We start from the raw sequence: 21,040 nt of genomic DNA, 5'->3' as shown, positions 1-21,040 counted from the left end.
GGCCAACGCGTCGTCCGTTCCGGATCTCGGCTGGCCGCCGATCTCTGTCGCAAAAGCCGTCACCGCCTTTGCGAGATCGGCTCAGCCGGCCTTCGCCATGTCGAGGTAGAGGTCGCGCAGGCGCCGGGTCATCGGGCCGGGCTGGCCGCCGCCGACCCGGTTGCCGTCGATCTCGACCACCGGCATCACGAAGGCCGAGGCCGAGGTGAAGAACGCCTCGGCGGCGGCCAGCGCCTCCTCGATCGTGAAGGCGCGCTCCTCGACCGTCAGGCCGTTCTCCTCGGCAAGCCGCATCACCGCCCGGCGGGTGATGCCGGGGAGCAACGCCGTCGAGAGCGGGCGGGTGACGATGCGGCCGTCCTCGGTGATGATGAAGGCGGTCGAGGAGCCGCCCTCGGTGACGAAGCCGTCCTCGTGCATCCACGCTTCCGCGACGCCAGCGGCGGCGGCCTGCTGCTTGGCCAGCACCTGGGCCAGCAGCGCCACCGACTTGATGTCCCGGCGCTTCCAGCGCAGGTCCTCGACGGAGATGACCTTGGCGCCGCGCTCGGCGAGCGGGTTCGCCGAGACGGTCTTGGCCTGGGTGAACATCACCACGGTCGGCGGCGTGCCCTCGGGCGGGAACGCGAAGTCGCGCTCGGCGACGCCGCGGGTCACCTCCATGTAGACGAGGCCCTCCCGGAGGTTGTTGCGGGTGACCAGCTCCTCCTCGAGCCGCGTCCACTCGGCGATGGTGTGGGGATTGCGGATGCCGATCTCTCCGAGCGAGCGGTCGAGGCGGGCGAGATGGGCCTCGTTGTCGACGAGCCGCCCGTCCAGCACCGCGCTCACCTCGTAGATGCCGTCGGCGAACAGGAACCCGCGGTCCATGATCGGGATCGTCGCCTCCTCGAAGGGCACGAAGCGGCCGTTGACGTAGACGATGCGGGACATGCGGGTCTTCCTCTCGCGGGGCCGCGCGGCGGCCGGTCACGAACACGTCGCCCTTGAAGCACCAGCCGCAGCCCGGCCGCAAGCGCGATTCCGGATGCCCCGCCCTGCACCGAATCATGCACGTGTCCCGCAGGGACCCGGCGCCCGCGGCGGTTAGGCTCTGCACGTTTCACGCCCTATCGTCCGGCGGCCCGCGAGAGGGCACGACATGCGGCTCACCCCCGACGCGAAGGGCGTCTTCCCCATCGCCCCGACCCCGTTCCACCCGGACGGCCGCATCGACGAGGCATCGGTCGACCGGATGACCGATTTCTACGGCGAGATCGGCGCGACCGGCCTCACCGTGCTCGGCATCCTGGCGTCGGACGCGAAGCGCAAACCCGGGGCCGGCTTGTCGGCGACGGCGAAGGCCGAGGTGGACTTCCTGCTGGAGCGCCTGGGCCGGCACGATCCGCGGGCGCGGGTGTGATGTCGCGCGGCGGCCGGGCCTGAGGGACGGGCCTCTAATCCTTCCTGTCATCCCGGGCGCCGCGCGGCGCCCGGGTCTCCTGCTCACTCGGCGGCGCCGAACACCCGCCGGAAGATCGTGTCGACGTGCTTCAGGTGGTAGCCGAGGTCGAAGCACTCGGCGATCGCCTCGGGCTTGAGCGCCGCGGTGACCTCCGTGTCGGCCTGGAGCAGGGTGAGGAAATCGCCCTCGCCGCGCCAGACCGGCATCGCGTTGCGCTGGACCAGCCGATAGGCGTCCTCGCGCGACACGCCGGCCTGGGTCAGCGCCAGCAGCACCCGCTGCGAGTGGACGAGGCCGCCGAGCCGGTCGAGGTTGCGCTGCATCTGCTCGGGGTAGACCAGCAGCTTGTCGATCACGCCGGTGAGGCGGGCGAGCGCGAAGTCGAGGGTGACGGTCGCGTCCGGCCCGATCATCCGCTCGACCGAGGAATGCGAGATGTCGCGCTCGTGCCAGAGCGCCACGTTCTCCATCGCCGGCAGCGCGTAGGCGCGGACCATGCGGGCGAGGCCCGTCAGGTTCTCGGTCAGCACCGGGTTGCGCTTGTGCGGCATCGCCGAGGAGCCCTTCTGGCCCTCGGAGAAGTATTCCTCCGCCTCCAGCACCTCGGTGCGCTGCAGGTGGCGTACCTCGATCGCCAGCCGCTCGATCGACGAGGCGACGACGCCGAGCACCGCGAAGAACATCGCGTGGCGGTCGCGCGGGATGACCTGGGTCGAGACCGGCTCCGGGGTCAGGCCCATCTGCGCGGCGACGTATTCCTCGACCCGCGGGTCGATGTTGGCGAAGGTGCCGACCGCCCCCGAGATGGCGCAGGTCGCGATCTCGGCCTTGGCGGCGACGAGGCGGGCGCGATTGCGCTCGAACTCGGCATAGGCCTGGGCGAGCTTGAGCCCGAAGGTGACCGGCTCGGCATGGATGCCGTGCGAGCGGCCGATGGTCGGGGTGAGCTTGTGCTCGAAGGCCCGGCGCTTGAGCGCGGCGAGCAGCCCGTCGATGTCGGCGATGAGCAGGTCGGCGGCGCGGGCGAGCTGCACGTTGAGGCAGGTGTCGAGCACGTCCGACGAGGTCATGCCCTGGTGGACGAAGCGCGCCTCGGGCCCGACGATCTCGGCGAGGTGGGTCAGGAACGCGATCACGTCGTGCTTGGTGACGCGCTCGATCTCGTCGATGCGTGCGACGTCGAACACCGCGTCGCGGCCCTTCTCCCACACCTTGGCGGCGGCCTCCTTCGGCACCACGCCGAGCTCGGCGAGCGCGGTCGTGGCATGGGCCTCGATCTCGAACCAGATCCGGAAACGCGCTTCCGGCGACCAGATCGCCGTCATCTCGGGCCGGCTGTAGCGGGGGATCATCGTCGGGGCTCCTGAGCGGTGGGCGGGGTTGGGATGCCGCGACGGCTATGGGATGCGGGGCCAGAAGGCAAGGAAGGGAGCAGAGGCGAATGACAGCCGCCGGGTCTCCTGCAACGACTGGGGAGAGCCGGAGCGCAGCCCACACTCATCGGCCTCACGATGATATGGTTTTCCGGCCATAGTCTTGCTGAGATAAAACTTATCTCTCGACGCCCGCGGTCGCCATCAATCCTGACGGGGCTGGGTTGGAAAATAGATTTCCATTTTTGAATCTTGTCTTAAAAATATATCAATGTAGAAACATATCAAGTAACGACATCTCCTAAGTTGCGGGAGATAGCAAGCAAAGGTGTGTGTCTGCGATGGCTGATGCCTTGAGTGCAACCTTGATGAAATCGGGCGTAGGGGAGGCAATGAAGATAACGTCGACGTCGATATCGTTCGGCATCAGATGGATAAAAAGATATTTTTCGCACACGATATTGATTGCGGGCCAAAACTCGTCCGGCAAGACCTCCTTTCGCGATTACCTTTTGACGGGCTTGCTGCCGCCCCACGCCAGGCAGATGGAGGAAACGCAGGATTTCAGCAGCAGGCTGGCCAGTATTTCTTTTCATAACGGCACCAAGCTGTTTAGCAATATAACATTTTGGATCAGAGATAGCCGCGGGTTTTTTGACGCAAAACCGATCGCCAAGGATATCAAGGATCAGAAGCCCGCCTTTCTGTATTTCGTCTTCGATATCAGGCGAATTGTCGAAGAGCCCCAGATCTCTGCGGGACTGTTCGACGAAAACGCCTTGGATAAATATGGGGATACCGCGCGATGGTCGCGCATGCTGGGCGTGAGAATCGAAGAAATAATACCTCACGCCTCCACTGCAAAAAGCAAGCTCTGCGGTGTTGCGATACTGCTCAACAAATGCGATAAAATCGATGCCGCGACCATGGAATCAAAGGTCAAATACTTTAAAAATAGTATACTGCCTTACTTTGTTGCGCTCCATCCGAAACTGGGTGTTGGTGAAACAAACATTGATGTATTTCGCACGGCGCTTTTGAAAGGGAAAAAACTTCCGTCCGGCGAAGATTCCGAGCATCTGCTCGCCTTGGAATTCATGTTTCAATGCCTTAGCCAAGGGGGTGCGATCAATGACTAGCAATGATGACCCTATTAGACAAAAATTAGATCAAGATCAATTATCGGAGGGCGGTTACGATAAAATATACTCCGCATCGACTGTCGAAAAAATCATCCTAGATAGAATTGACAATTATGGACGGGCATGGACCGCGCTCAATTACGCATCGTCTGCGGGCATGGCGGTCATCGCTTTGGTGTATTCGGTCGTCATATGGTCCATCGATCCGTCCCACGTCGTCGGAGTGTTCTCGACGTTCATTCTGCTGGCGTGGATGTTTTGGATTGTGCTGCTGTACCATACGATCAGGAGTTCCTCACTGCAAGGCGAGGCCGAAGCCGCAATACTCCGTGATTATTCGGACCCGAGCGCGACATTGGAGAAAGTGCTCAAAGACATTTTGATTGAGGTAAAACAATCCGCGGCAAGGCCAGTGCTCTTCCAATCCGTGCCGAGCCAAAAAATCTTCGAATTTATCGTCTGGGCGGCGTATATGCTGCTCGCGATGGCATTCAGGATATTCATATAGCTCACGATCAGACGCGGCCACCTCGATCGATGCGTGACGATCGAAGTGGCTTCGGGATCTGGCGCGGCCACCATATACCTGGAGACCGTGGCGGCCGATGCCGGTATCGCCAGAACCGCAGCACGGTCGCGACCCTCTGGGTCAGGCCGAGCAGCAGGGGCGAACTGACGTCACCGATAGACCGTGAGCCTCGTCACGCCCTGCGCGGCCGCCAGGATCGTGCCGCCGCGCCCGTCCGAAGCTGGCGCCTGAAATCCCTGGCCATCTCCGCGTCTCCCCCCGCGCCGGCGGCGTTGCGCGGCCGCTTTTCGGGCAGGGCCGGATGCCGCCGGCAAGGCTCGCGGGTCTGCGTGACAGACGCGAAAAGGTGAGAGACCGGCTCTGTCGCCGGACGGCGACAGCCGCGTGCGGTCTCTCAGTCCTCCTCCACCCGTGCCCAACCGTTCGGCATCAGACGTTCCTGGGGGGTGAACTTCGCCTTGTACTGCATCTTGCGCGACCCCTCGACCCAGTAGCCAAGGTAGAGGTAGGGCAGGCCGAGGCTGCGGGCGCGCTCGATGTGATCGAGGATCATGAAGGTGCCGAGCGACCGGTCGGCCTCCGCCGGGTCGTAGAACGAGTAGACCATCGACAGCCCGTCGGAGAGCACGTCGGTGAGGCAGACGGCGACCGGGGCGCCGGTGCCGCGGCCGTTGATCGCGGTGTCGGGCCCGCGCCTCCGGTAGACCACCAGATGGGTCTCGACGTGGCTGTCCTCGACCATCATGGCGTAGTCGAGCACCGTCATGTCGACCATGCCGCCGTCGCCGTGGCGGGCGTCGAGGTAGCGGCGGAACAGGGCGTATTGCTCCGAGGCCGGGCGGTTGGCCTGGGCCTGGCCGACGAGGTCGCGGTTGCGTTTCAGCACCCGGCGCTGGCTGTCGCTCGGCGCGAAATCGCCCACCACGACCCGCACCGAGATGCAGGCGCGGCAGGTCTCGCAGGCCGGCCGGTAGGCGATGGTCTGCGAGCGCCGGAAACCGCCCTGCGTCAGGATCTCGTTGAGGTCGCGGGCGCGCCGGCCGACGAGGTGGGTGAAGACCTTCCGCTCCTGCTGTCCCGGCAGGTAGGGGCAGGGCGAGGGCGCCGTGAGGTAGAACTGCGGTGCATCCCGCGGATGGCTGGTCACGCTTCGTCGTGCTCGCAGGCAAAGGGCCGGCGCGAGGCGCCGGTGAGGGCAGGATAGCACCGGCGCGGCGCGCCTCAACAGGGGAGCGCCGCGCCGGTGCGATTTCCTGCCGTTTTAAGCGCGGCAGGGCGCCGAAGGTTGCAGCCTCACGCGTCGCGCACCACCGCAAGGTCGATGACGAGGTCGTGACCCATCCGCCGGTCGGATCGCAGCACGCCGATGCCGATGTCGAGGAGCCAGAGCAGGAAGGTCGAGAGCGCGAGATAGAACAGCAGCGCGTGCACGCCGGCGGTAATCCAGTCCACCGGCCCGCCGGTCGTCGCCCGCACCGCCCGCAGACCCAGCATCCGCATCCCGATCGTGCTCTGGCGCGGCCCGCCGACCGTGATCGCGCTGTAGAGGATCCCGCTCGCCGGCAGGATCGCATACAGAACCCAGCCGACCCCGAAGGTGATGACGCCCAGGAGCGAGATCGCCAGCCACAGCAGGCAGCTGAAGCCGAAGATGAACACGATGTCGAGCAGGTAGGCGATGAAGCGCCGGCTCAGCGAGCCGTGCGCCACCAGCACCGGCGGCCCGCCCCAGCCCGGCGCGGGCGCGAAGCCCTGCTGGTAGGGATTGCCCGGCGGAGGACCGCCATAGGAGCCGCCATAGGGCCCGCCTTGCCAGGAATTCGCCATCGTCTCGTCTCCGCCACGTCACCCAGCCGATAAGGTGGGCGTGGGGCTCGGCCGTCTCAAGGGTGCCGGGGGGCACACGAGGTTTTCGTGGTGAGGCGGTGCGTGACCGTGCCGCTCGGCATCGGCGCTCGGGCAGTCGGGCGGAGTGTTGCCGCGGCGCGTCGCCGTCTCGCATCTGCGTCATCCCGCATCCATCGACACTACGATGCGCCCGGTGCCCCAACGCACATTGCGGAGAATATCCTTGGATTAAAATGTAATATACTATGGGTGCGGCAGCGCACATCGAAATGATCTGCTCTTCCTCATGGTCGCGCCAAGGAAATCGCCGGGGCCCGCCGTACGGGATCCCCGCCGCAGATCGAGGACAAACCCATGATGACGCGCTCTCTGACTTCGATCGCCGCCGCCGCCCTGGCGCTGCCCGTGCTCGCGGCGGGCGCCGCCCGGGCCGATGGCGGCGGCGAGGGACGCATGCCGGCCGGCGGCGGACATATGAGCAGCTATGTCAGCGACCCGTATCACGACCCGCGCTCGGCTCACTCGCAGCGGCGCGGCTCGGGACAACTGCTCGGTGCGCCGATGATGACCGATCCGGCGACGCGGCTTCTGCCGCGCGGGGCCGGCGTACCGACCTGGGCGGCGCAGCCGGGCCGCCGCTGACGGGGAGCGCCCCGGTCCGGGCGTGTCTGGGACCCGCAAGCGACGGGTGAGATCGGGCGAGCCCGATGTCCCGCGGGGAGCAGGGAAAATCCGTCTCCGCGCGTCTCCCGGATGTCTTCGCGCCCTCGAGCGGACAGGCGCCGGTCCTGGCCTGTCCTCGCCGTACATAACACCTGGGCCCGCCCGAGAGGGATCGCGCTCTGCCACGCGCGATGGAGCAGGCGGAATCGCGCCACATCTTAAGTCGTACCGTCGATCTTCATCCGTACCGCGCAAAAAGATCAACGTCGACGGTTCGGCATGAGCCCGGATCCATTTGCGGGAACGGAGCCGTGACGACGATCAAAATCCAGCACGAAAGACAACCCAGTACCGACGACCAACGATCGGCGGCGAACACGCCAGACGACACCAACAAGAACGGGGGGGATGGCATGGGGATGCCACACAGGAAGGCCCGGCGACGGGGTCGCCAGGCATGGCGGAGCGTCGTGCTTGCCGGACCGCGTCACGGGGCCGGCGCCCGCTACGAGGGCCGTTGGCGCAGCCTCGCGGCGGCCTGTCTCGCCGCAGCGGCATCTGTTCCCGGCGCCTCCCCGGCCCGCGCGGGATCCGCCGCGCAGCCCGGGCAGTCCGTCGGCCTTCCGGTCGGCGCGCAGATCCCGCACGGCCTCTATCTCATCACCGCCTCGAATTTCGGCGTCCGCGACACCGCCGCCGGCGTGCTGCCCCTCAACGTCAACACCGCGACGCTGGCCTGGTCGACGCCCTGGGATCTGCTCGGCGCACGGGTGCAGCTCTTCGCCGGTGTTCCGTACTCGGCGGTCGGCCCGCAGAACAGGGAGTGGCAGAGCGGGTTCGGCCAGCCGTTGCTCGCCGGCCAGCTTGCCTGGGACCTCGGCGGCGATGTCGGCTTCAGCTACCTGCTCGGCGGCTATCTCCCGAGCCGGACCGGCTTCACGACGCAAGTCCCGTCGCTGACCCACCGCTTCGCGCTGAGCTACGTCGGCAACGACTGGAACGTGACCGGCCACCTGTTCTACGGCCACTTCCTCGGCGACCGGCCGCCGCCGGGTGTCGCGACCTATCCCGACTACATGAACCTCGACTTCACCGCGACGAAGAAGTTCGGCAAGTGGCAGGTCGGCGCGGTCGCCTTCGCCTCCACGGATCTGCCGACCGGTGTCGCCGGCTACCGCTCGCAGGGGCAGGTCGCGGTCGGGGGGCTGGTCGGGTACAATTTCGGCCCGGTGAACCTCCAGGCCTTCGTCACCCGCGACGTGATCGAACGCAATTACGGCGGCCTCGATACCCGGGCCTGGCTCAGGGCCGTGATCCCGCTCTACCAGGACAAGCAGGAGGCGGCGCCCGGCCGCACCCTGGTGACGCGGGAGCAGTCGCGCTGACCGCGTCCGGCGGCGGGGTCAGCCCCCCGTCGCCGCGTTGCCGTGCGGCCCGATGCGGCGCGGCTCCAGCCCCTCGTCGCGCAGGGTGTTCAGGATCTCGGCGGTGTGGCCGGGGCCGCGGGTCTCGATCGTCACGTCGATCGAGACGCTTTTCGCCGGCACGTCGAGGTGCAGGCGGCCATGCGACACCTCCAGGATGTTGGCCCCGAGTTCGCCGAGGCGCCCGGCCACCCGGCCGAGCACGCCGGGCCGGTCGCTCGCGGTCATCCGGAACGAGATGATGCGGTCCTCGCGCTCCAATTCGCGCACCATCACCGAGGCGAGCAGCCGGGCGTCGATGTTGCCGCCGCAGAGCACGAGGCCGACCGTGCGGCCGGCGAAGAGATCGGGCCGGGCGAGCAGCGCGGCGAGGCCGGCGGCGCCGGCCCCCTCGGCGAGGCTGCGCTGGAGCGTGGCATAATCGTGCACCGCCCGCTCGATCTGCGGCTCGTCGACGAGGATGATCTCGCGCACGAGGTCGCGGATGATCGGCAGGGCCAAGCGGCCGATGGTCTTGACGGCGATGCCCTCGGCGAGGGTCGGCCCGCCGATCGGCCTGTCCTGCCCGTCGATCGCGTTGAGGAAGGCGGGGTAGAGCGCGGCCTCGACGCCGTAGAGCTCGACCCGCGGCCGCAGGCTCGCGCCCACCGCGATGCCGCTCATCAGCCCGCCGCCGCCGATCGGCACCACCAGGCAATCGAGGTCGGGGGCGTCCTCCAGCATCTCGAGGGCGATGGTGCCCTGGCCGGCCATCACCAGGGGGTCGTCGTAGGGGTGGACCAGCACGAAGCCGTGCGCCTCGACCAGCCGGTCGACGCAGGCCGCCGAGTCGACCAGGGTCTCGCCCTCCAGCACCACGGTGGCGCCGTGGGCCCGGGTGTTCTCGACCTTCACCAGCGGGGTCGTCGCCGGCATCACGATGGTGGCCGGGATGCCGAGGCGCTTGGCGTGGTAGGCCACGGCTTGCGCGTGGTTGCCGGCCGACATCGCGACGACGCCACGGCGGCGCTCGCTCTCCGAGAGCGCGTTCAGGCGGTTGACGGCGCCGCGCTCCTTGAAGGCGCCGGTCGCCTGCATGTTCTCGTGCTTGACCAGCACCCGCGCCCCGGTCAGCTCCGACAGGCGCGGCGCCGGCACCAGAGGCGTGCGCAGCACGTGGCCGCGGATCGTGTGCGAGGCCCGGACCACGTCGTCCGGGGTGATGGCGTAGGGCTGGCTCACGCGCGGGACCTCCGGGGCTTGCGGCACTCTCAGCATCATTCGCCGCAATGGTCACCGGGCCGGCGGATGATGCGAGACCAATGATGTAGGCAGGTTTCACCATGCGGCGCTGCTGCGCGCCTGCAACGCCCTGCGTCAGCCCGCTCCCGGCTCGGCGAGCGCCGCGTCCGGCGTGTCGAGATAATAGTGCTTGAGGAGGTAGAGCGCCGCGCCGCCGACCGCGCCGCGGTCGCTCGTCAGGCCCGACAGGTCGGTGCGGCTGAGGCCTGAGAACTCGCAGACCGCGTAGCGTGGCAGCGCGGTGCGGCCGTCGCGGTCCTGCGCGAAGTCGATGCGGATGCTGCGCTCCTGGGGGCCCTGCGCGGTGCGCAGGACCGTGATGCGGGCGCCCGCCGGCACCAGGGTCGGCAGGGCGCGGCGGCAGGTGCGGGCCTGCTCGGGATCGGGAGTGCCGGAGCAGGCGCCGAGAACCGCCAGCGCCACGAGCCCGAGGCCCGGCCCGGCTCCCCGCCTCACCCTCGATCCCCGGGTCACCCCTGCCGCAGCCGCTCGGCGACCCGCGGGGCGAAGTAGGTGAAGATGCCGTCGGCGCCGGCGCGCTTGAAGGCGGCCAGGCTCTCCAGCATGGCGCGCTCGCCGTCGAGCCAGCCGTTCTGGGCCGCGGCCGCGATCATCGCGTACTCGCCCGAGACCTGATAGGCGAAGGTCGGGACGGAAAACGTCTCCTTCACCCGACGGATCACGTCGAGATACGGCATCCCGGGCTTCACCATCACCGAATCGGCGCCCTCGTCGAGGTCGAGGGCGACCTCGCGCAGCGCCTCGTCGGTGTTGCCGGCATCCATCTGGTAGGTGCGCTTGTCGCCGACCAGCGTGGCGTTGGTGCCGATCGCGTCGCGGAACGGGCCGTAGAAGGCGCTGGCATACTTCGCCGCGTAGGTCATGATCTGCACGTCGCGGTGCCCGGCCCGGTCGAGCCCGGCCCGGATCGCGCCGACCCGCCCGTCCATCATGTCGGAGGGCGCGATCACGTCGGTGCCGGCCTCGGCCTGGATCAGGCTCTGCTCGACGAGCAGCGCCACCGTCTCGTCGTTGACGATGACCCCGTCCTCCAGGAGGCCGTCATGGCCGTGGCTGGTATAGGGGTCGAGGGCGACGTCGGTGATGACGCCGATCTCCGGCACCGCCTTCTTCACCGCCCGCACGGCACGGCAGACCAGGTTGTTGCGGTTGAGCGCCTCGGAGCCGGTCGCGTCCCGCAAGGACGGCTCGACGAAGGGGAAGAACGACAGGGCCGGGATCCGCAGCGAGGCCGCGCGCTCGGCCGCCCGCACCGCCTCGTCGATCGACAGGCGCTCGACGCCCGGCATCGAGGCGACCGGCTCGCGCCGGCCCTCGCCCTCGATCAGGAAGATCGGCCAGATCAGGTCGTCGACGGTCAGCGTCGTCTCGCGCACCAGCCGGCGCGACCACTCGGCCTTGCGGTTGCGCCGCGGGCGCTGGGTCAGGCCGAGGGAGGCCGGCTCGGCCCGGGCGGCTTCCCGGGCGAGGGGCCGGGGCATCGGCTGGATCTGCGACATCCGGGGTCGGGCCTCCTGGCGGCCCGCTCCGCGCCGGGCCTGGTTCACGTCGAATTCGTCCAGTCCGCAGGTAGCACGTTCCGGCCGGCGCCAGAACCCGGGCAGAGGTGCATGGCAGGGTCGCGGGGAGCCCGGACGCGGTCGGATGGAGGCCCTCGCCGGTCTCCCGCCGTTGACGCGACGGGTTGCGCCCGGTTAACCGCCCTTAACCGGGAGGCGGCATCATGAGCGACGCGAGCGTGACGGCGGACGGCACGGTTCTGTGCGAGCGGCGGGGTGCGGCCGGGCTCGTCACCCTCAACCGGCCGAAGGCGCTCAACGCGCTCAACCTCGAGATGGTGCGGGCGCTCCGCCGGGCCCTCGACGACTGGGCGGCCGATCCGGCGGTGACCCGGGTGGTGGTGCAGGGCGCCGGCGAGCGCGCCTTCTGCGCCGGTGGCGACATCCGCCGCATCCACGAGGAGGGGAGGGCGGGGCTGTACGAGCAGGCCGAGACCTTCTTCCGCGAGGAATACGAGCTCAACGCGCTGATCCAGCGCTACCCCAAGCCCTACATCGCGCTGATCGACGGCATCGTGATGGGCGGCGGCGTCGGGGTGTCGCTGCACGGCTCGCACCGGGTCGTGGCGGAGCGCACGACCTTCGCCATGCCGGAGACCGGCATCGGCTTCTTCCCCGATGTCGGCGCCACCTACGCCCTGCCGCGGCTGCCGGGCTTCGCCGGCACCTATCTGGCGCTCACCGGCGAACGGATGGGGCAGGGCGACGTCCTCGCCTTCGGCCTCGCCACCCATGCGGCCCCCGTGTCGCGCTTCCCGGCGATCCGCGACGCGCTCGCCGAGGGCGGACCGGTCGACGCGGCGATCGGTGCGGGCGAGGCGGCCCCCGGCCCGCTTCACGCCGAGCGGGCGGTGATCGAGGCCTGCTTCTCGGCCGACAGCGTGCCGGAGGTGCTGGCGCGCCTCGATGCCGACGGCTCCGACTTCGCGACGAAGACCGCCGCGACGATCCGCACCCGCTCGCCCACCAGCCTCGTCCTGGCGCTGGCCCAGATGCGCCGCGGTGCCGCCCTGTCCTTCCCGGAGGCGATGCGGCTCGAATACCGCATCCTGTGCCGGATCCTGCGCGGGCACGACTTCTACGAGGGTGTACGCTCGGTGCTGATCGACCGCGACGGCAAGCCGGACTGGCAGCCCGCCACCCTGGAGGCGGTGAAGCCCGAGGCCATCGAGGCCCACTTCGCCCCGATGGCCGGCGAGCCGAGCTTCACCTGACCATGCGCAGCTTGAGCAAGGTCCGGGGCGGCCCCCGGCGGGCGGGCCCCGACGAGACGGCCGACCGCATCGAGCGCCGGGCGCCGCGGCCGGAGACGCGCTGGGACGTGGTCCTGGTCTGGCTGATGCGGGTCGTCGCCGTGGTCTGGATGGTCAAGGGCCTGAGCGCCTGGGCCGAGATCCTGGGCGCCCGCCCCAACGCCGCGCCGTTCGAGACCGCGCCGATCGGCCGGCAGGCGGTGATCGTCTATTTCGGCGTCATCAACCTGTTGGCGGCGGTGGGCCTGTGGCTCGCCACCGCCTGGGGCGGGGTGGTCTGGCTGCTCGCCGCCACCTCGGCGATCGTGCTCGCGCTGCTCACCCCGCAGCTCCTGCCGATGTCGATTCCGAGCCTTGCCTTCGACGGCATGATCATCGTGGTCTACTTCACCGTCTCCTGGTTGGCCTCGCGCGAACTACGCTGATCCTCAACCTTTCTCGAAAGTGAATCATCTGGTTCATCTTCGGTTTACCGACAGAGGTAAATCGAGAATTTATCCTGTCGTTTAAACTCACATTCACGGGGCGCGCCTAATTTGAACTCATAAGCGGAGCGGGAGACACCGCCGAGCACCCCCGTACAGAGTGAGAGCGTTCCGATGAAGACCCAGGCGACGAAGGTGGCGCAGACGATCTCCGCTCCCGAGACCGAGACCGCGGTGCGCCCCCACTACCTCGAGGCCCTCCACCTGGTCGAGCGCCTGCACCGCCGGCTCCTCGACGTGATCAAGGACGAGTTCGAGCGCCGCGGCCGCGAGGACGTCAACAGCGTCCAGGCGCTGCTGCTCTACAACATCGGCGACAAGGAGCTGACCGCCAGCGAGCTGCGCACCCGCGGCTACTATCTCGGCTCGAACGTCTCGTACAACGTCAAGAAGCTGGTCGAGACCGGCTACCTGCACCACGCCCGCTCGAAGACCGACCGCCGCTCGGTCCGCATCAGCCTCACCGACAAGGGCCACGAGGTGCACGAGATCGTCCGCGGCCTCTACGAGAAGCACGCCAAGACGATCCAGCCGATCGGCGGCATCTCCGAGGACGATTTCGGCCGCCTCAACCAGGCCCTCGCCCGCCTCGAGCGCTTCTGGACCGACCAGATCCGCTACCGCCTCTGAGGATGGGGCCCGCTCACGTCGGGGGCGCAGGGCGGGAACGCCCGGCATGCGGGCGCCTCCGGACCCACTCCGCGACCGGCCGCGAGGATCCTGCTCGCTCCGCGCGATCGGTGACGCCCTCCCTCGTCGTCTCGGGGCCGTGCGGCGGGGCCCGGGGCGGCTTGGAGGAAGACTTCGCGGGTGGCCCGGCGGCTGGAGAGGCCGGAGCAGGCGTTGATCTGCTCGCGCGGCGCCACGGCGCGGCCCGGTGCCGCATTCGCACAGAATACCGATACCAAAGAATGCGGGCTTGAACTTTTCCGATCGTTGACGGTGACGGCGCATCGAGACGTCGTGCACGTGATTTACGCTCGTATCGGATTGCCACTGAAGTCGTTCGTCCGGTATAATTGTGGAAATACGTACGTAATTCTCACGGACGGCCGATGACAATCGATCGATCAAAGAAAGTCGCCTTGATCACCGGCGTGACAGGGCAGGACGGAGCCTATCTGTCGGAGATCCTGCTGCGGAAGGGCTACGTCGTCCACGGCATCAAGCGCCGGTCCTCGTCGTTCAACACCGGGCGGATCGAGCACCTGTACCAGGACCCGCACGTCCTCGATCAGCGCTTCGTGCTCCATTACGGCGACATGACCGATTCGACGAACCTGATCCGCGTGATCCAGCAGGTCCAGCCGGACGAGATCTACAATCTCGCGGCGCAGAGCCACGTCCAGGTCAGCTTCGAGACCCCGGAATACACCGCCAATGCCGATGGCCTCGGCACGTTGCGGATCCTGGAGGCGATCCGCATCCTGGGTCTGAGCCAGAAGACGCGATTCTACCAGGCCTCGACCTCCGAGCTCTACGGCCTCGTCCAGCAGGTGCCGCAGAGCGAGACGACGCCGTTCTATCCCCGCAGCCCCTATGCCGCCGCCAAGCTCTACGCCTACTGGATCGTGGTGAACTACCGCGAGGCCTACGGCATGCACGCCTCCAACGGCATCCTGTTCAACCACGAGAGCCCGCTGCGCGGCGAGACCTTCGTGACCCGCAAGATCACCCGCGCGGTGGCGGCGATCCGGCACGGGCTCCAGGACACGCTCTATCTCGGCAACCTCGATGCCCGCCGCGACTGGGGCCACGCCCGGGAATACGCCCGCGGCATGTGGATGATGCTGCAGCAGGAGACCCCCGACGATTACGTGCTGGCGACCGGCGAGACGACCCTGGTGCGCGACTTCGTCACCGCCGCCTTCGCGGAGGCCGACATCGCCCTCGACTGGTCGGGCCACGGCGTCGAGGAGCGGGCGCGGTGCGCCCGGACCGGCCGGGTTCTGGTCGAGGTCGATCCGCGCTACTTCCGGCCGACCGAAGTCGACCTGCTGATCGGCGATCCGACCAAGGCGCGGGAGAAGCTCGGCTGGAGCCACGAGACGACGTGGCGCGAGCTCTGCGCCGAGATGGTGCGCCACGACCTCGCGACGATCGCCCGGGAGCAGCGCGCGCATGCCGAGTGACACGCTATCGAGCCAGGTCCTCTACCCGCTGGCGGGCAAGCGCGTCTGGGTCGCCGGTCATCGCGGCATGGTTGGGAGCGCGGTCGTGCGCCGGCTGGCGCGTGAGGAATGCGAGGTCGTCACCGCCGACCGCCGCACCGTCGACCTGACGCGCCAGGCCGAGACCGAGGCGTGGCTGGCGCAGGCCCGGCCCGACGCCGTGGTGCTGGCCGCCGCCAAGGTCGGCGGGATCCTCGCCAACGACACCTACCCGGCCGATTTCCTGTACGACAACCTGATGATCGAGGCGAACGTCGTCGAGGCGGCCCGCCGCACCGGGGTGGAGAAGCTGCTCTTCCTCGGATCGAGCTGCATCTACCCGAAATTCGCGCCCCAGCCGATCGCCGAGGACGCTCTGCTGACCGGGCCGCTCGAGCCGACGAACGAGTGGTACGCCGTCGCCAAGATCGCCGGGATCAAGCTCGCCCAGGCCTATCGCCGCCAGCACGGCTGCGACTTCATCGCGGCGATGCCGACCAACCTCTACGGGCCGGAAGACAATTTCGACCTCGCCGGCAGCCACGTCCTGCCGGCCCTGATCCGCAAGGCCCACGAGGCCAAGCTGCGGGGCGACGACGCGCTGGTGATCTGGGGCACCGGCTCGCCGCGACGGGAATTTCTCCACGTCGACGACTGCGCCGACGCGCTGGTGTTCCTGCTCAAGACCTATTCCGGCGACGCCCACGTCAATGTCGGCTCCGGCAGCGATATCGCGATCTACGATCTCGCCGAGATGGTCGCCGGGGTGGTCGGCTTCCGCGGGCGGATCGCCCGGGACGTCGCCAAGCCGGACGGCACGCCGCGCAAGCTGATGAGCGCCGACAAGCTGCGGGGTATGGGCTGGACGCCGCGGATCCCGCTGGAGGACGGCATCCGCGGGGTCTACGACTGGTTCAAGGCGAACTGGACGGACAGGGCCTGAGGCGGCCGCCCTCTGGCCGCTCGGGGATGAGGCATGGCGCTTCGCCCCTCCTCGGTGTGGGAGAAGGCCTCGGGATCGAAGATCCCGCGTGACGGTGCGAGGATCCTGGGGCTCGTCACCGTCGTGCCGGCCGCGGGATGATCGTCGCGACGTCCGGAGCCGTCTCCCGCATCTGGCCGTGATGCCGGGCAGTCCCCCCATCGCCCGGCGGGGGAGGCCCATGCTCCAGTGGTCTCGATCCGGGCGGCGCGGAAGTCGTCGTGGCCCGAAGACCCGCCGCCCTAGTTCAGCAGCGCCCGGCTGCGGTTGTCCCGCGCCCGCACCGAGGCGATCGGCAGGCGGAAGACCCGGCGCTGGTGCTGGTCCTCGACCCGGAAGGCGCTGTGCGTCCAGTCGCAGGCGACCTCACGATCGTCGAGCAGGCCGGCCGCCAGCTTCGCCGCCACCTCCAGGGCGTCGGCGGGACTCGGCAATTCGACCCCCTCGGGATCGAGGATCAGGCGGCGCCCCGACTGGAAGTGGAAATAGTAGACGGTCATCACGGGCCCGGCGGTGATTCGCCATGATCTATGACACAGAAACCGGTCGAGGGCGAACCTCGTCTCGCTAAACCAGTAAACCGCATGCATCTTTGCAGGTGCCGCGATGGCCCGCATGTAGTTAGAACTTGAAATAATTCCTGAGATCGCGCGCGAAAACTTTGCGTCGTTTTCGAGTTCCGGTTTCGCTCACGCCAAATAAGAAAGCCGCCCGAAGGCGGCTCTCAAGGTCTACGAAAGTGGTGGGATGCGTCAGGCCCGCAGGCGGGTCCTGACCTCGCCGAGGCTGCGGCGGACAAGATCCTGGGCGGCGTCGCCGCTGACCTTCTCCCGCAGGATCGTCTCGGAGACGCGCACGGCGGCTTCCGCTGCGGCGGCCCGCACCTCGGCGGCGGCCTGCGCCTCGGCCTGGGCGATCTTGGTCTCCGCCGCCTTGGTGCGGCGGGCGACGAACTCGTTCAGTCGGGCATGGCCCTCGGCCGCGGCGGCCTCGGCCTCGGCGCGGGCATTGGCGACGATCTCGGCGGCCTCACGCTCGGCCTCGGCGCGGCGGCGCTTGTAATCCGCCAGGACGGCCTGGGCCTCCTCGCGCAGGCGACGGGCCTCGTCCAGCTCCTTGCGCACGCGCGCGCCGCGCTTGTCGAGCCCGCCGATGATCTGGTCGAACAGACCCATCTTCCAGGCGATGCCGCAGAACACCACGAAGGCGACCGCGACCCAGAACTCCGCATCGAACAGCATGATGGTGATCTCCTGCGGGCTCAGTGGACGACGCTGGTACGGCCGCCTGCGGCCGCGCGGTCGTAGGCCGCCTCGACGGCGCTGCGCTCCGGCGCCTGGCCGGTGAGGCGCTCGACGATCGCGGTCGCGGCGTCGGTGGCCACCTCGCGCACGCTGCTCATCGCGGTCGCGGTGCGGGTGCGGATCTGGGCCTCGGCCTCGGCCATCTTGGTCGCCAGGTCGGCCTCGAGGGTCTTGCGACGGGTCTCGGCCTCGGCCGCGAGCTGCTCGCGAGTGGTCTGGGCGATGCCCTTGGCGTTGTTCTGGGCGTCCTTCAGGGCGCGCTCGTAGGTGTCGCGGGCGCTGTCGGCCTCGGCCTTGGCGCTGGCGGCCTGGTCGAGGTCGCCGGACAGGCGGGCCTGCCGGTCGTGCAGGATGCCGGCGATCTGCGGCAGCGCGATCTTCGACATCAGGTAGTAGAGCAGGCCGAAGGCGAGCGCGAGCCAGAGGATCTGCGCGACGAAGGTGCTGCTCTCGAACGGCGGGAAGCCGCCGCCATGCTCGGAGGCCGGCACGTGAATCATCCCCTCGGTGTTGGGAGCGGGTGCATGTGGCTGCGCCATGGTGTCGTCCGGGTGTGGGGGAGACGAAGCGCTCCCGCCGAGCGCTCGGCCGGGCCGGCCGTCGCGCCGCCACGCCTCAGCAGGGGCGGCGGCTGCACGAAGTGGGAGAGGGGTCCCGCTCTAAGGCACGCGCACCGGAGCCTCGTGTGAAGGCCCGGTGCGCGGGTGGACCACCTCTTTGTGGCAATCCTCGCCGGGATTAGACGGCGAACAGCAGCAGCAGCGCGACGAGCAGCGAGAAGATGCCCAGCGCCTCGGTCAGCGCGAAGCCGAGGAGCAGGTTGGCGCGCTGGCTGTCGGCCGCGGAGGGGTTGCGCAGGGCGCCGGCGAAGAACTGGCCGAACAGGTTGCCGAGGCCCACGGCGGCGCCCGCCATGCCGAGGCAGGCGAGGCCGGCGCCGATGTACTTCGCAGCAACGGGATCCATCTGATGCTCCTAAGGTCGTCTAGTCGTCTGGCGGGTGGTATCCGGCCGCGACACGGCGAACCGGGGTGGGAAGCTCTGGCTGATCGCGGGCGGGGCCGGGCCTCGGGGAGGCCCTCCGGTCCCTTAGTGACCCGGATGCAGGGCGTCGCTGAGGTAGATCGAGGTCAGCGTCGCGAAGACGTAGGCCTGCAGCACCGCGACCAGCATCTCCAGCGCCGTGACGGCGACCGAGAGGGCGAGGGGCAGGGGCGAGAGGATGCCCCAGACGCCGGCGGCGAGCAGGGCCGGGACGAAGCCCGCGAAGATCTTCAGCGCGATGTGGCCCGCCAGCATGTTGGCGAAGAGACGGACCGAGAGGCTGATCGGACGCGAGATGAACGACACGACCTCGATCACCACGATCAGCGGCTTGAGCCAGCCGGGCACGCCGGGGGGCACGAACAGGCCGAGGAAGTGGGTGCCGTGGGCCATGAAGCCGTAGATCACCACGGTGAGGATCACCACCAGCGCCAGCATGAAGGTGACGATGATGTGGCTGGTCACCGCGAAGGCGTAGGGGATCATCCCGAACAGGTTCAGCAGCAGGATGAACATGAACAGGGAGAAGACCAGCGGCACGAAGCGCTCGCTGCCGTGGCCGGCCGACTGGTGCACCGTCTGGCCGATGAACTCGTAGAACACCTCGGCCAGGGACTGCGCCCGGCCCGGCACCACCGCGCGGCTCTTCGTCGCCCAGATCGTCAGGAGCGCGATGAGCCCCACGGCCAGAAACATGTACAGCGCCGACTGGGTGAAGGCGATGTGCTGGTGGCCGATATGCCCGAACGAAACCAGCGGCTTCAGCTCGAACTGGTGGATCGGATCCATCTTGACGGCCATGCCGGTCCCGCCCCCTCGTGTATCGCTGCCGCGGGTTTCTCCCGCCGCGCTGCCAATCCGTGCAGGCGGATGCACGGCATCCACCGGATGATCAAGGCCCTGGCGGGCCTTTCTTCGTGTCCACGCTCGGAAAAAATCCAGAAACGCGCATCACGTTGTAAATTCCGGCCGCGAAGCCCAGGACGAGCAGGACGATCAGGCCCCAGGGCTTGGTGCCCAGGAGACGATCGCAGCCCCAGCCGAGAAGGCCGCCCGCCAGCACGCCGGCCACGAATTCCGTGGACAGCCGCATGGCGATGCCGAGGGACGAGGGCTGGCCGCTCCCTTGACGCGACGAAGGATCGGGAGACGCCGCGGGGCGCTTCCGGTCGATCTGCATCTCGAGACGCTTGAGCCTCGCGGAGAGGTCGTCGTCGGGGGAGGAGCCCTCACCGGTGCCGTCCTTCCCCCGCGGGTCGTTGCCGTTCATGGCGAAACCTCGCGCGTGAAGGATGAGGAGATCCGGTCCGGCTACCCCCGTCGAGCGGGCGCACCATAGTTTCGCCCACCTTGGGTGTCAAGGCACCGCGAAGCAGCAGTAAGTCATTGGACTTTCGGCGAATTTCGCGACTTCCGCGGGGCCGCCGTCAAACCGCCTCAGCCAGTTGCTCGGCGGTCGCGAGGTCGACCGAGACGAGCTGCGACACCCCCCGCTCGGCCATGGTCACGCCGAACAGCCGGTCCATCCGGGCCATGGTGATCGGGTTGTGGGTGATGACGATGAACCGGGTGTCGGTGTCGCGCGCCATGGCCGTCAGGAGGTCGCAGTAGCGCTCGACATTGGCGTCGTCGAGGGGCGCGTCGACCTCGTCGAGGACGCAGACCGGCGACGGGTTGGTGAGGAACACCGCGAAGATCAGGGCGGTCGCCGTCAGGGCCTGCTCGCCGCCCGACAGAAGCGTCATCGTCTGCGGCTTCTTGCCCGGCGGCCGGGCCAGGATGTCGAGGCCCGCTTCCAGCGGGTCGTCCGAATCGACGAGGGTCAGCTCGGCGGTGCCGCCGCCGAACAATGTCGTGAACAGCCGCTCGAAATGCCCGTTCACCGCCGTGAAGGCGGCGAGCAGCCGCTCGCGCCCCTCGCGGTTGAGGCTCAGGATCGCGCCGCGCAGGCGCCGGATCGCCTCGATCAGCTCGTCGCGCTCGCGCCCCAGCTCGTCGCGGCGGCCCTCCGTCTCGCGCAGCTCCTCCTCGGCCCGCAGGTTCACGGCGCCGAGCCGGTCGCGGTCGGCCTTGAGCGTTGCCGCCTTCGCCTCGACCGCGGCCACCTCCGGCAGGGGATCGCCGGGCGTCGCGCCGGCAAGGGCGTAGAGGCCTTCGGGCGTGGTCTCGAGGGTATCGGCGATGGCCCGGACGACCTCGGCGAGGCGCCGTTCCAGGGCCTCGTGGGCGGCGGCCGCAGCGGCGCGGGTCTCGCGGGCAGTGGCGAAGGCGTCGAGGGCCTGGCGCGCCCGTGCCTCCGCCTCGGCCAGGGTCGTCTCGCCGGCCGCCAGGCGCCCGCCGGCCTTCGCGCGGGCGAGCGCCGCCGCCTCGGTCGCGGCGTGCAGCCGGCGATGCTCCTCGGCGAAGGTCTCCGGCGCCTCGGCGAGCTCCGCCTGCTCCTCCTCGGCCGCCGCGAGACGGTCCTCGAGCTCTTCCAGCACCGCGTCCGCCCGCTCGGCCCGCTCCTGCCAGCGCGCCCGGTCGGCGGCGAGCGCGGCG

Annotated in this window: 23 protein-coding genes and 1 pseudogene; 10 read left to right on the top strand and 14 right to left on the bottom strand. The window is 68.7% G+C overall.

The annotated features are described in order from the left end of the window. Positions 1–81: 81 nt before the first annotated feature. Positions 82–933 carry a D-amino-acid transaminase gene (locus FF100_RS07465; protein ID WP_139034941.1) on the bottom strand — a complete coding sequence of 284 codons (852 nt, stop codon included), beginning with the start codon at positions 931–933 and terminating at the stop codon, positions 82–84. A 208-nt stretch (positions 934–1,141) separates the two neighbouring features. Between FF100_RS07465 and FF100_RS07460 the strand changes: the two are divergent. Continuing rightward, positions 1,142–1,306: pseudogene (locus tag FF100_RS07460) on the top strand (dihydrodipicolinate synthase family protein); the annotation flags it as partial. 179 nt (positions 1,307–1,485) lie between these two features. Here the strand turns inward: FF100_RS07460 and purB are convergent. Further along, entirely contained in the window at positions 1,486–2,796 is a 1,311-nt protein-coding gene (gene purB / locus FF100_RS07455; RefSeq protein ID WP_139034940.1) for an adenylosuccinate lyase, read from the bottom strand. A gap of 362 nt (positions 2,797–3,158) precedes the next feature. Here purB and FF100_RS07450 point away from each other — a divergent pair, with 362 nt between their 5' ends. Continuing rightward, on the top strand, positions 3,159–3,956 hold the full coding sequence (locus tag FF100_RS07450; RefSeq protein WP_139034939.1) for a hypothetical protein: 798 nt from the start codon (positions 3,159–3,161) through the stop codon (positions 3,954–3,956). Then, a complete protein-coding gene (locus FF100_RS07445) occupies positions 3,949–4,467 on the top strand; it encodes a hypothetical protein (RefSeq protein WP_139034938.1) in 519 nt (172 codons plus the stop codon). Before FF100_RS07450 ends, FF100_RS07445 begins: the two co-directional genes overlap by 8 nt. 415 nt (positions 4,468–4,882) lie before the next feature. Here the strand turns inward: FF100_RS07445 and FF100_RS07440 are convergent, their stop codons facing one another. Beyond that, the gene (locus tag FF100_RS07440; protein ID WP_139034937.1) at positions 4,883–5,635 is read right to left on the bottom strand and encodes an arginyltransferase; all 753 of its coding nucleotides are present in this window, start codon (positions 5,633–5,635) and stop codon (positions 4,883–4,885) included. Between the two features lie 146 nt (positions 5,636–5,781). Continuing rightward, entirely contained in the window at positions 5,782–6,315 is a 534-nt protein-coding gene (locus FF100_RS07435; protein WP_139034936.1) for an RDD family protein, read from the bottom strand. A 378-nt stretch (positions 6,316–6,693) separates the two neighbouring features. Between FF100_RS07435 and FF100_RS07430 the strand changes: the two genes are divergently transcribed. Further along, positions 6,694–6,978, top strand: a complete 285-nt coding sequence (locus FF100_RS07430) for a hypothetical protein (protein WP_246102003.1) — start codon at positions 6,694–6,696, stop codon at positions 6,976–6,978. Positions 6,979–7,469: 491 nt separating this feature from the next. Continuing rightward, positions 7,470–8,384 carry a transporter gene (locus tag FF100_RS07425; protein WP_246101960.1) on the top strand — a complete coding sequence of 305 codons (915 nt, stop codon included), beginning with the start codon at positions 7,470–7,472 and terminating at the stop codon, positions 8,382–8,384. An 18-nt stretch (positions 8,385–8,402) separates the two neighbouring features. Here FF100_RS07425 and FF100_RS07420 read toward each other — a convergent pair whose 3' ends face one another. The 3 genes from FF100_RS07420 to hemB form a co-directional block, all read right to left on the bottom strand. Continuing rightward, positions 8,403–9,644, bottom strand: coding sequence for a threonine ammonia-lyase (locus FF100_RS07420; RefSeq protein ID WP_139034934.1), 1,242 nt, complete (start codon positions 9,642–9,644; stop codon positions 8,403–8,405). Between the two features lie 135 nt (positions 9,645–9,779). After that, on the bottom strand, positions 9,780–10,160 hold the full coding sequence (locus tag FF100_RS07415; RefSeq protein ID WP_139034933.1) for a hypothetical protein: 381 nt from the start codon (positions 10,158–10,160) through the stop codon (positions 9,780–9,782). A 14-nt stretch (positions 10,161–10,174) separates the two neighbouring features. Then, positions 10,175–11,224, bottom strand: a complete 1,050-nt coding sequence (gene hemB / locus FF100_RS07410) for a porphobilinogen synthase (protein WP_139034932.1) — start codon at positions 11,222–11,224, stop codon at positions 10,175–10,177. Between the two features lie 224 nt (positions 11,225–11,448). Here hemB and FF100_RS07405 point away from each other — a divergent pair, with 224 nt between their 5' ends. The 5 genes from FF100_RS07405 (at position 11,449) to fcl (ending at position 16,115) form a co-directional block, all read left to right on the top strand. Further along, a complete protein-coding gene (locus FF100_RS07405; RefSeq protein ID WP_139034931.1) occupies positions 11,449–12,498 on the top strand; it encodes an enoyl-CoA hydratase/isomerase family protein in 1,050 nt (349 codons plus the stop codon). Positions 12,499–12,500: 2 nt separating this feature from the next. Beyond that, entirely contained in the window at positions 12,501–12,962 is a 462-nt protein-coding gene (locus tag FF100_RS07400) for a DUF6163 family protein (protein WP_139034930.1), read from the top strand. 174 nt (positions 12,963–13,136) lie between these two features. Then, positions 13,137–13,652, top strand: coding sequence for a transcriptional regulator LdtR (ldtR, locus tag FF100_RS07395; protein ID WP_109959011.1), 516 nt, complete (start codon positions 13,137–13,139; stop codon positions 13,650–13,652). Between the two features lie 425 nt (positions 13,653–14,077). Beyond that, a complete protein-coding gene (gene gmd, locus FF100_RS07390) occupies positions 14,078–15,154 on the top strand; it encodes a GDP-mannose 4,6-dehydratase (protein ID WP_139034929.1) in 1,077 nt (358 codons plus the stop codon). Next, positions 15,144–16,115, top strand: a complete 972-nt coding sequence (gene fcl, locus FF100_RS07385; protein WP_139034928.1) for a GDP-L-fucose synthase — start codon at positions 15,144–15,146, stop codon at positions 16,113–16,115. The genes gmd and fcl overlap by 11 nt, the downstream gene beginning before the upstream one ends. A 281-nt stretch (positions 16,116–16,396) precedes the next feature. Here the strand turns inward: fcl and FF100_RS07380 are convergent, their stop codons facing one another. The 7 genes from FF100_RS07380 to FF100_RS07350 form a co-directional block, all read right to left on the bottom strand. Further along, positions 16,397–16,654: a DUF6894 family protein gene (locus FF100_RS07380; RefSeq protein ID WP_139034927.1), complete on the bottom strand. Its 258-nt coding sequence runs from the start codon at positions 16,652–16,654 to the stop codon at positions 16,397–16,399. A 252-nt stretch (positions 16,655–16,906) separates the two neighbouring features. After that, positions 16,907–17,392: a F0F1 ATP synthase subunit B family protein gene (locus tag FF100_RS07375; RefSeq protein WP_139035606.1), complete on the bottom strand. Its 486-nt coding sequence runs from the start codon at positions 17,390–17,392 to the stop codon at positions 16,907–16,909. A 23-nt stretch (positions 17,393–17,415) separates the two neighbouring features. Beyond that, positions 17,416–17,997 (bottom strand): F0F1 ATP synthase subunit B family protein, encoded by a 582-nt coding sequence (locus FF100_RS07370; protein WP_139034926.1) that lies wholly within the window; start codon positions 17,995–17,997, stop codon positions 17,416–17,418. Between the two features lie 199 nt (positions 17,998–18,196). Then, positions 18,197–18,424, bottom strand: a complete 228-nt coding sequence (locus tag FF100_RS07365) for a F0F1 ATP synthase subunit C (RefSeq protein ID WP_012336551.1) — start codon at positions 18,422–18,424, stop codon at positions 18,197–18,199. Between the two features lie 123 nt (positions 18,425–18,547). Beyond that, a complete protein-coding gene (locus tag FF100_RS07360) occupies positions 18,548–19,303 on the bottom strand; it encodes a F0F1 ATP synthase subunit A (protein WP_048448032.1) in 756 nt (251 codons plus the stop codon). Positions 19,304–19,394: 91 nt separating this feature from the next. Continuing rightward, entirely contained in the window at positions 19,395–19,772 is a 378-nt protein-coding gene (locus FF100_RS07355) for an AtpZ/AtpI family protein (protein WP_139034925.1), read from the bottom strand. A 157-nt stretch (positions 19,773–19,929) separates the two neighbouring features. After that, positions 19,930–21,040: coiled-coil domain-containing protein (locus FF100_RS07350; RefSeq protein ID WP_484205685.1), on the bottom strand; the 1,111-nt coding region annotated here is incomplete at its 5' end.

The organism is Methylobacterium terricola (genome assembly GCF_006151805.1).
Taxonomy (GTDB): Bacteria; Pseudomonadota; Alphaproteobacteria; order Rhizobiales; family Beijerinckiaceae; genus Methylobacterium; species Methylobacterium terricola.
The sequence above is the reverse complement of the archived record's forward strand: the minus strand, read 5'-3'. Positions and strand labels throughout refer to the sequence as shown.

Coding starts and splice junctions, on each gene's coding strand:
- FF100_RS07465 (WP_139034941.1), bottom strand. CDS start 933: ATGTCCCGCATCGTCTACGTCAACGGCCGCTTCGTGCCCTTCGAGGAG.
- purB (WP_139034940.1), bottom strand. CDS start 2,796: ATGATCCCCCGCTACAGCCGGCCCGAGATGACGGCGATCTGGTCGCCG.
- FF100_RS07450 (WP_139034939.1), top strand. CDS start 3,159: ATGGCTGATGCCTTGAGTGCAACCTTGATGAAATCGGGCGTAGGGGAG.
- FF100_RS07445 (WP_139034938.1), top strand. CDS start 3,949: ATGACTAGCAATGATGACCCTATTAGACAAAAATTAGATCAAGATCAA.
- FF100_RS07435 (WP_139034936.1), bottom strand. CDS start 6,315: ATGGCGAATTCCTGGCAAGGCGGGCCCTATGGCGGCTCCTATGGCGGT.
- FF100_RS07430 (WP_246102003.1), top strand. CDS start 6,694: ATGACGCGCTCTCTGACTTCGATCGCCGCCGCCGCCCTGGCGCTGCCC.
- hemB (WP_139034932.1), bottom strand. CDS start 11,224: ATGTCGCAGATCCAGCCGATGCCCCGGCCCCTCGCCCGGGAAGCCGCC.
- FF100_RS07405 (WP_139034931.1), top strand. CDS start 11,449: ATGAGCGACGCGAGCGTGACGGCGGACGGCACGGTTCTGTGCGAGCGG.
- FF100_RS07400 (WP_139034930.1), top strand. CDS start 12,501: ATGCGCAGCTTGAGCAAGGTCCGGGGCGGCCCCCGGCGGGCGGGCCCC.
- ldtR (WP_109959011.1), top strand. CDS start 13,137: ATGAAGACCCAGGCGACGAAGGTGGCGCAGACGATCTCCGCTCCCGAG.
- gmd (WP_139034929.1), top strand. CDS start 14,078: ATGACAATCGATCGATCAAAGAAAGTCGCCTTGATCACCGGCGTGACA.
- fcl (WP_139034928.1), top strand. CDS start 15,144: ATGCCGAGTGACACGCTATCGAGCCAGGTCCTCTACCCGCTGGCGGGC.
- FF100_RS07380 (WP_139034927.1), bottom strand. CDS start 16,654: ATGACCGTCTACTATTTCCACTTCCAGTCGGGGCGCCGCCTGATCCTC.
- FF100_RS07370 (WP_139034926.1), bottom strand. CDS start 17,997: ATGGCGCAGCCACATGCACCCGCTCCCAACACCGAGGGGATGATTCAC.
- FF100_RS07365 (WP_012336551.1), bottom strand. CDS start 18,424: ATGGATCCCGTTGCTGCGAAGTACATCGGCGCCGGCCTCGCCTGCCTC.
- FF100_RS07360 (WP_048448032.1), bottom strand. CDS start 19,303: ATGGCCGTCAAGATGGATCCGATCCACCAGTTCGAGCTGAAGCCGCTG.
- FF100_RS07355 (WP_139034925.1), bottom strand. CDS start 19,772: ATGAACGGCAACGACCCGCGGGGGAAGGACGGCACCGGTGAGGGCTCC.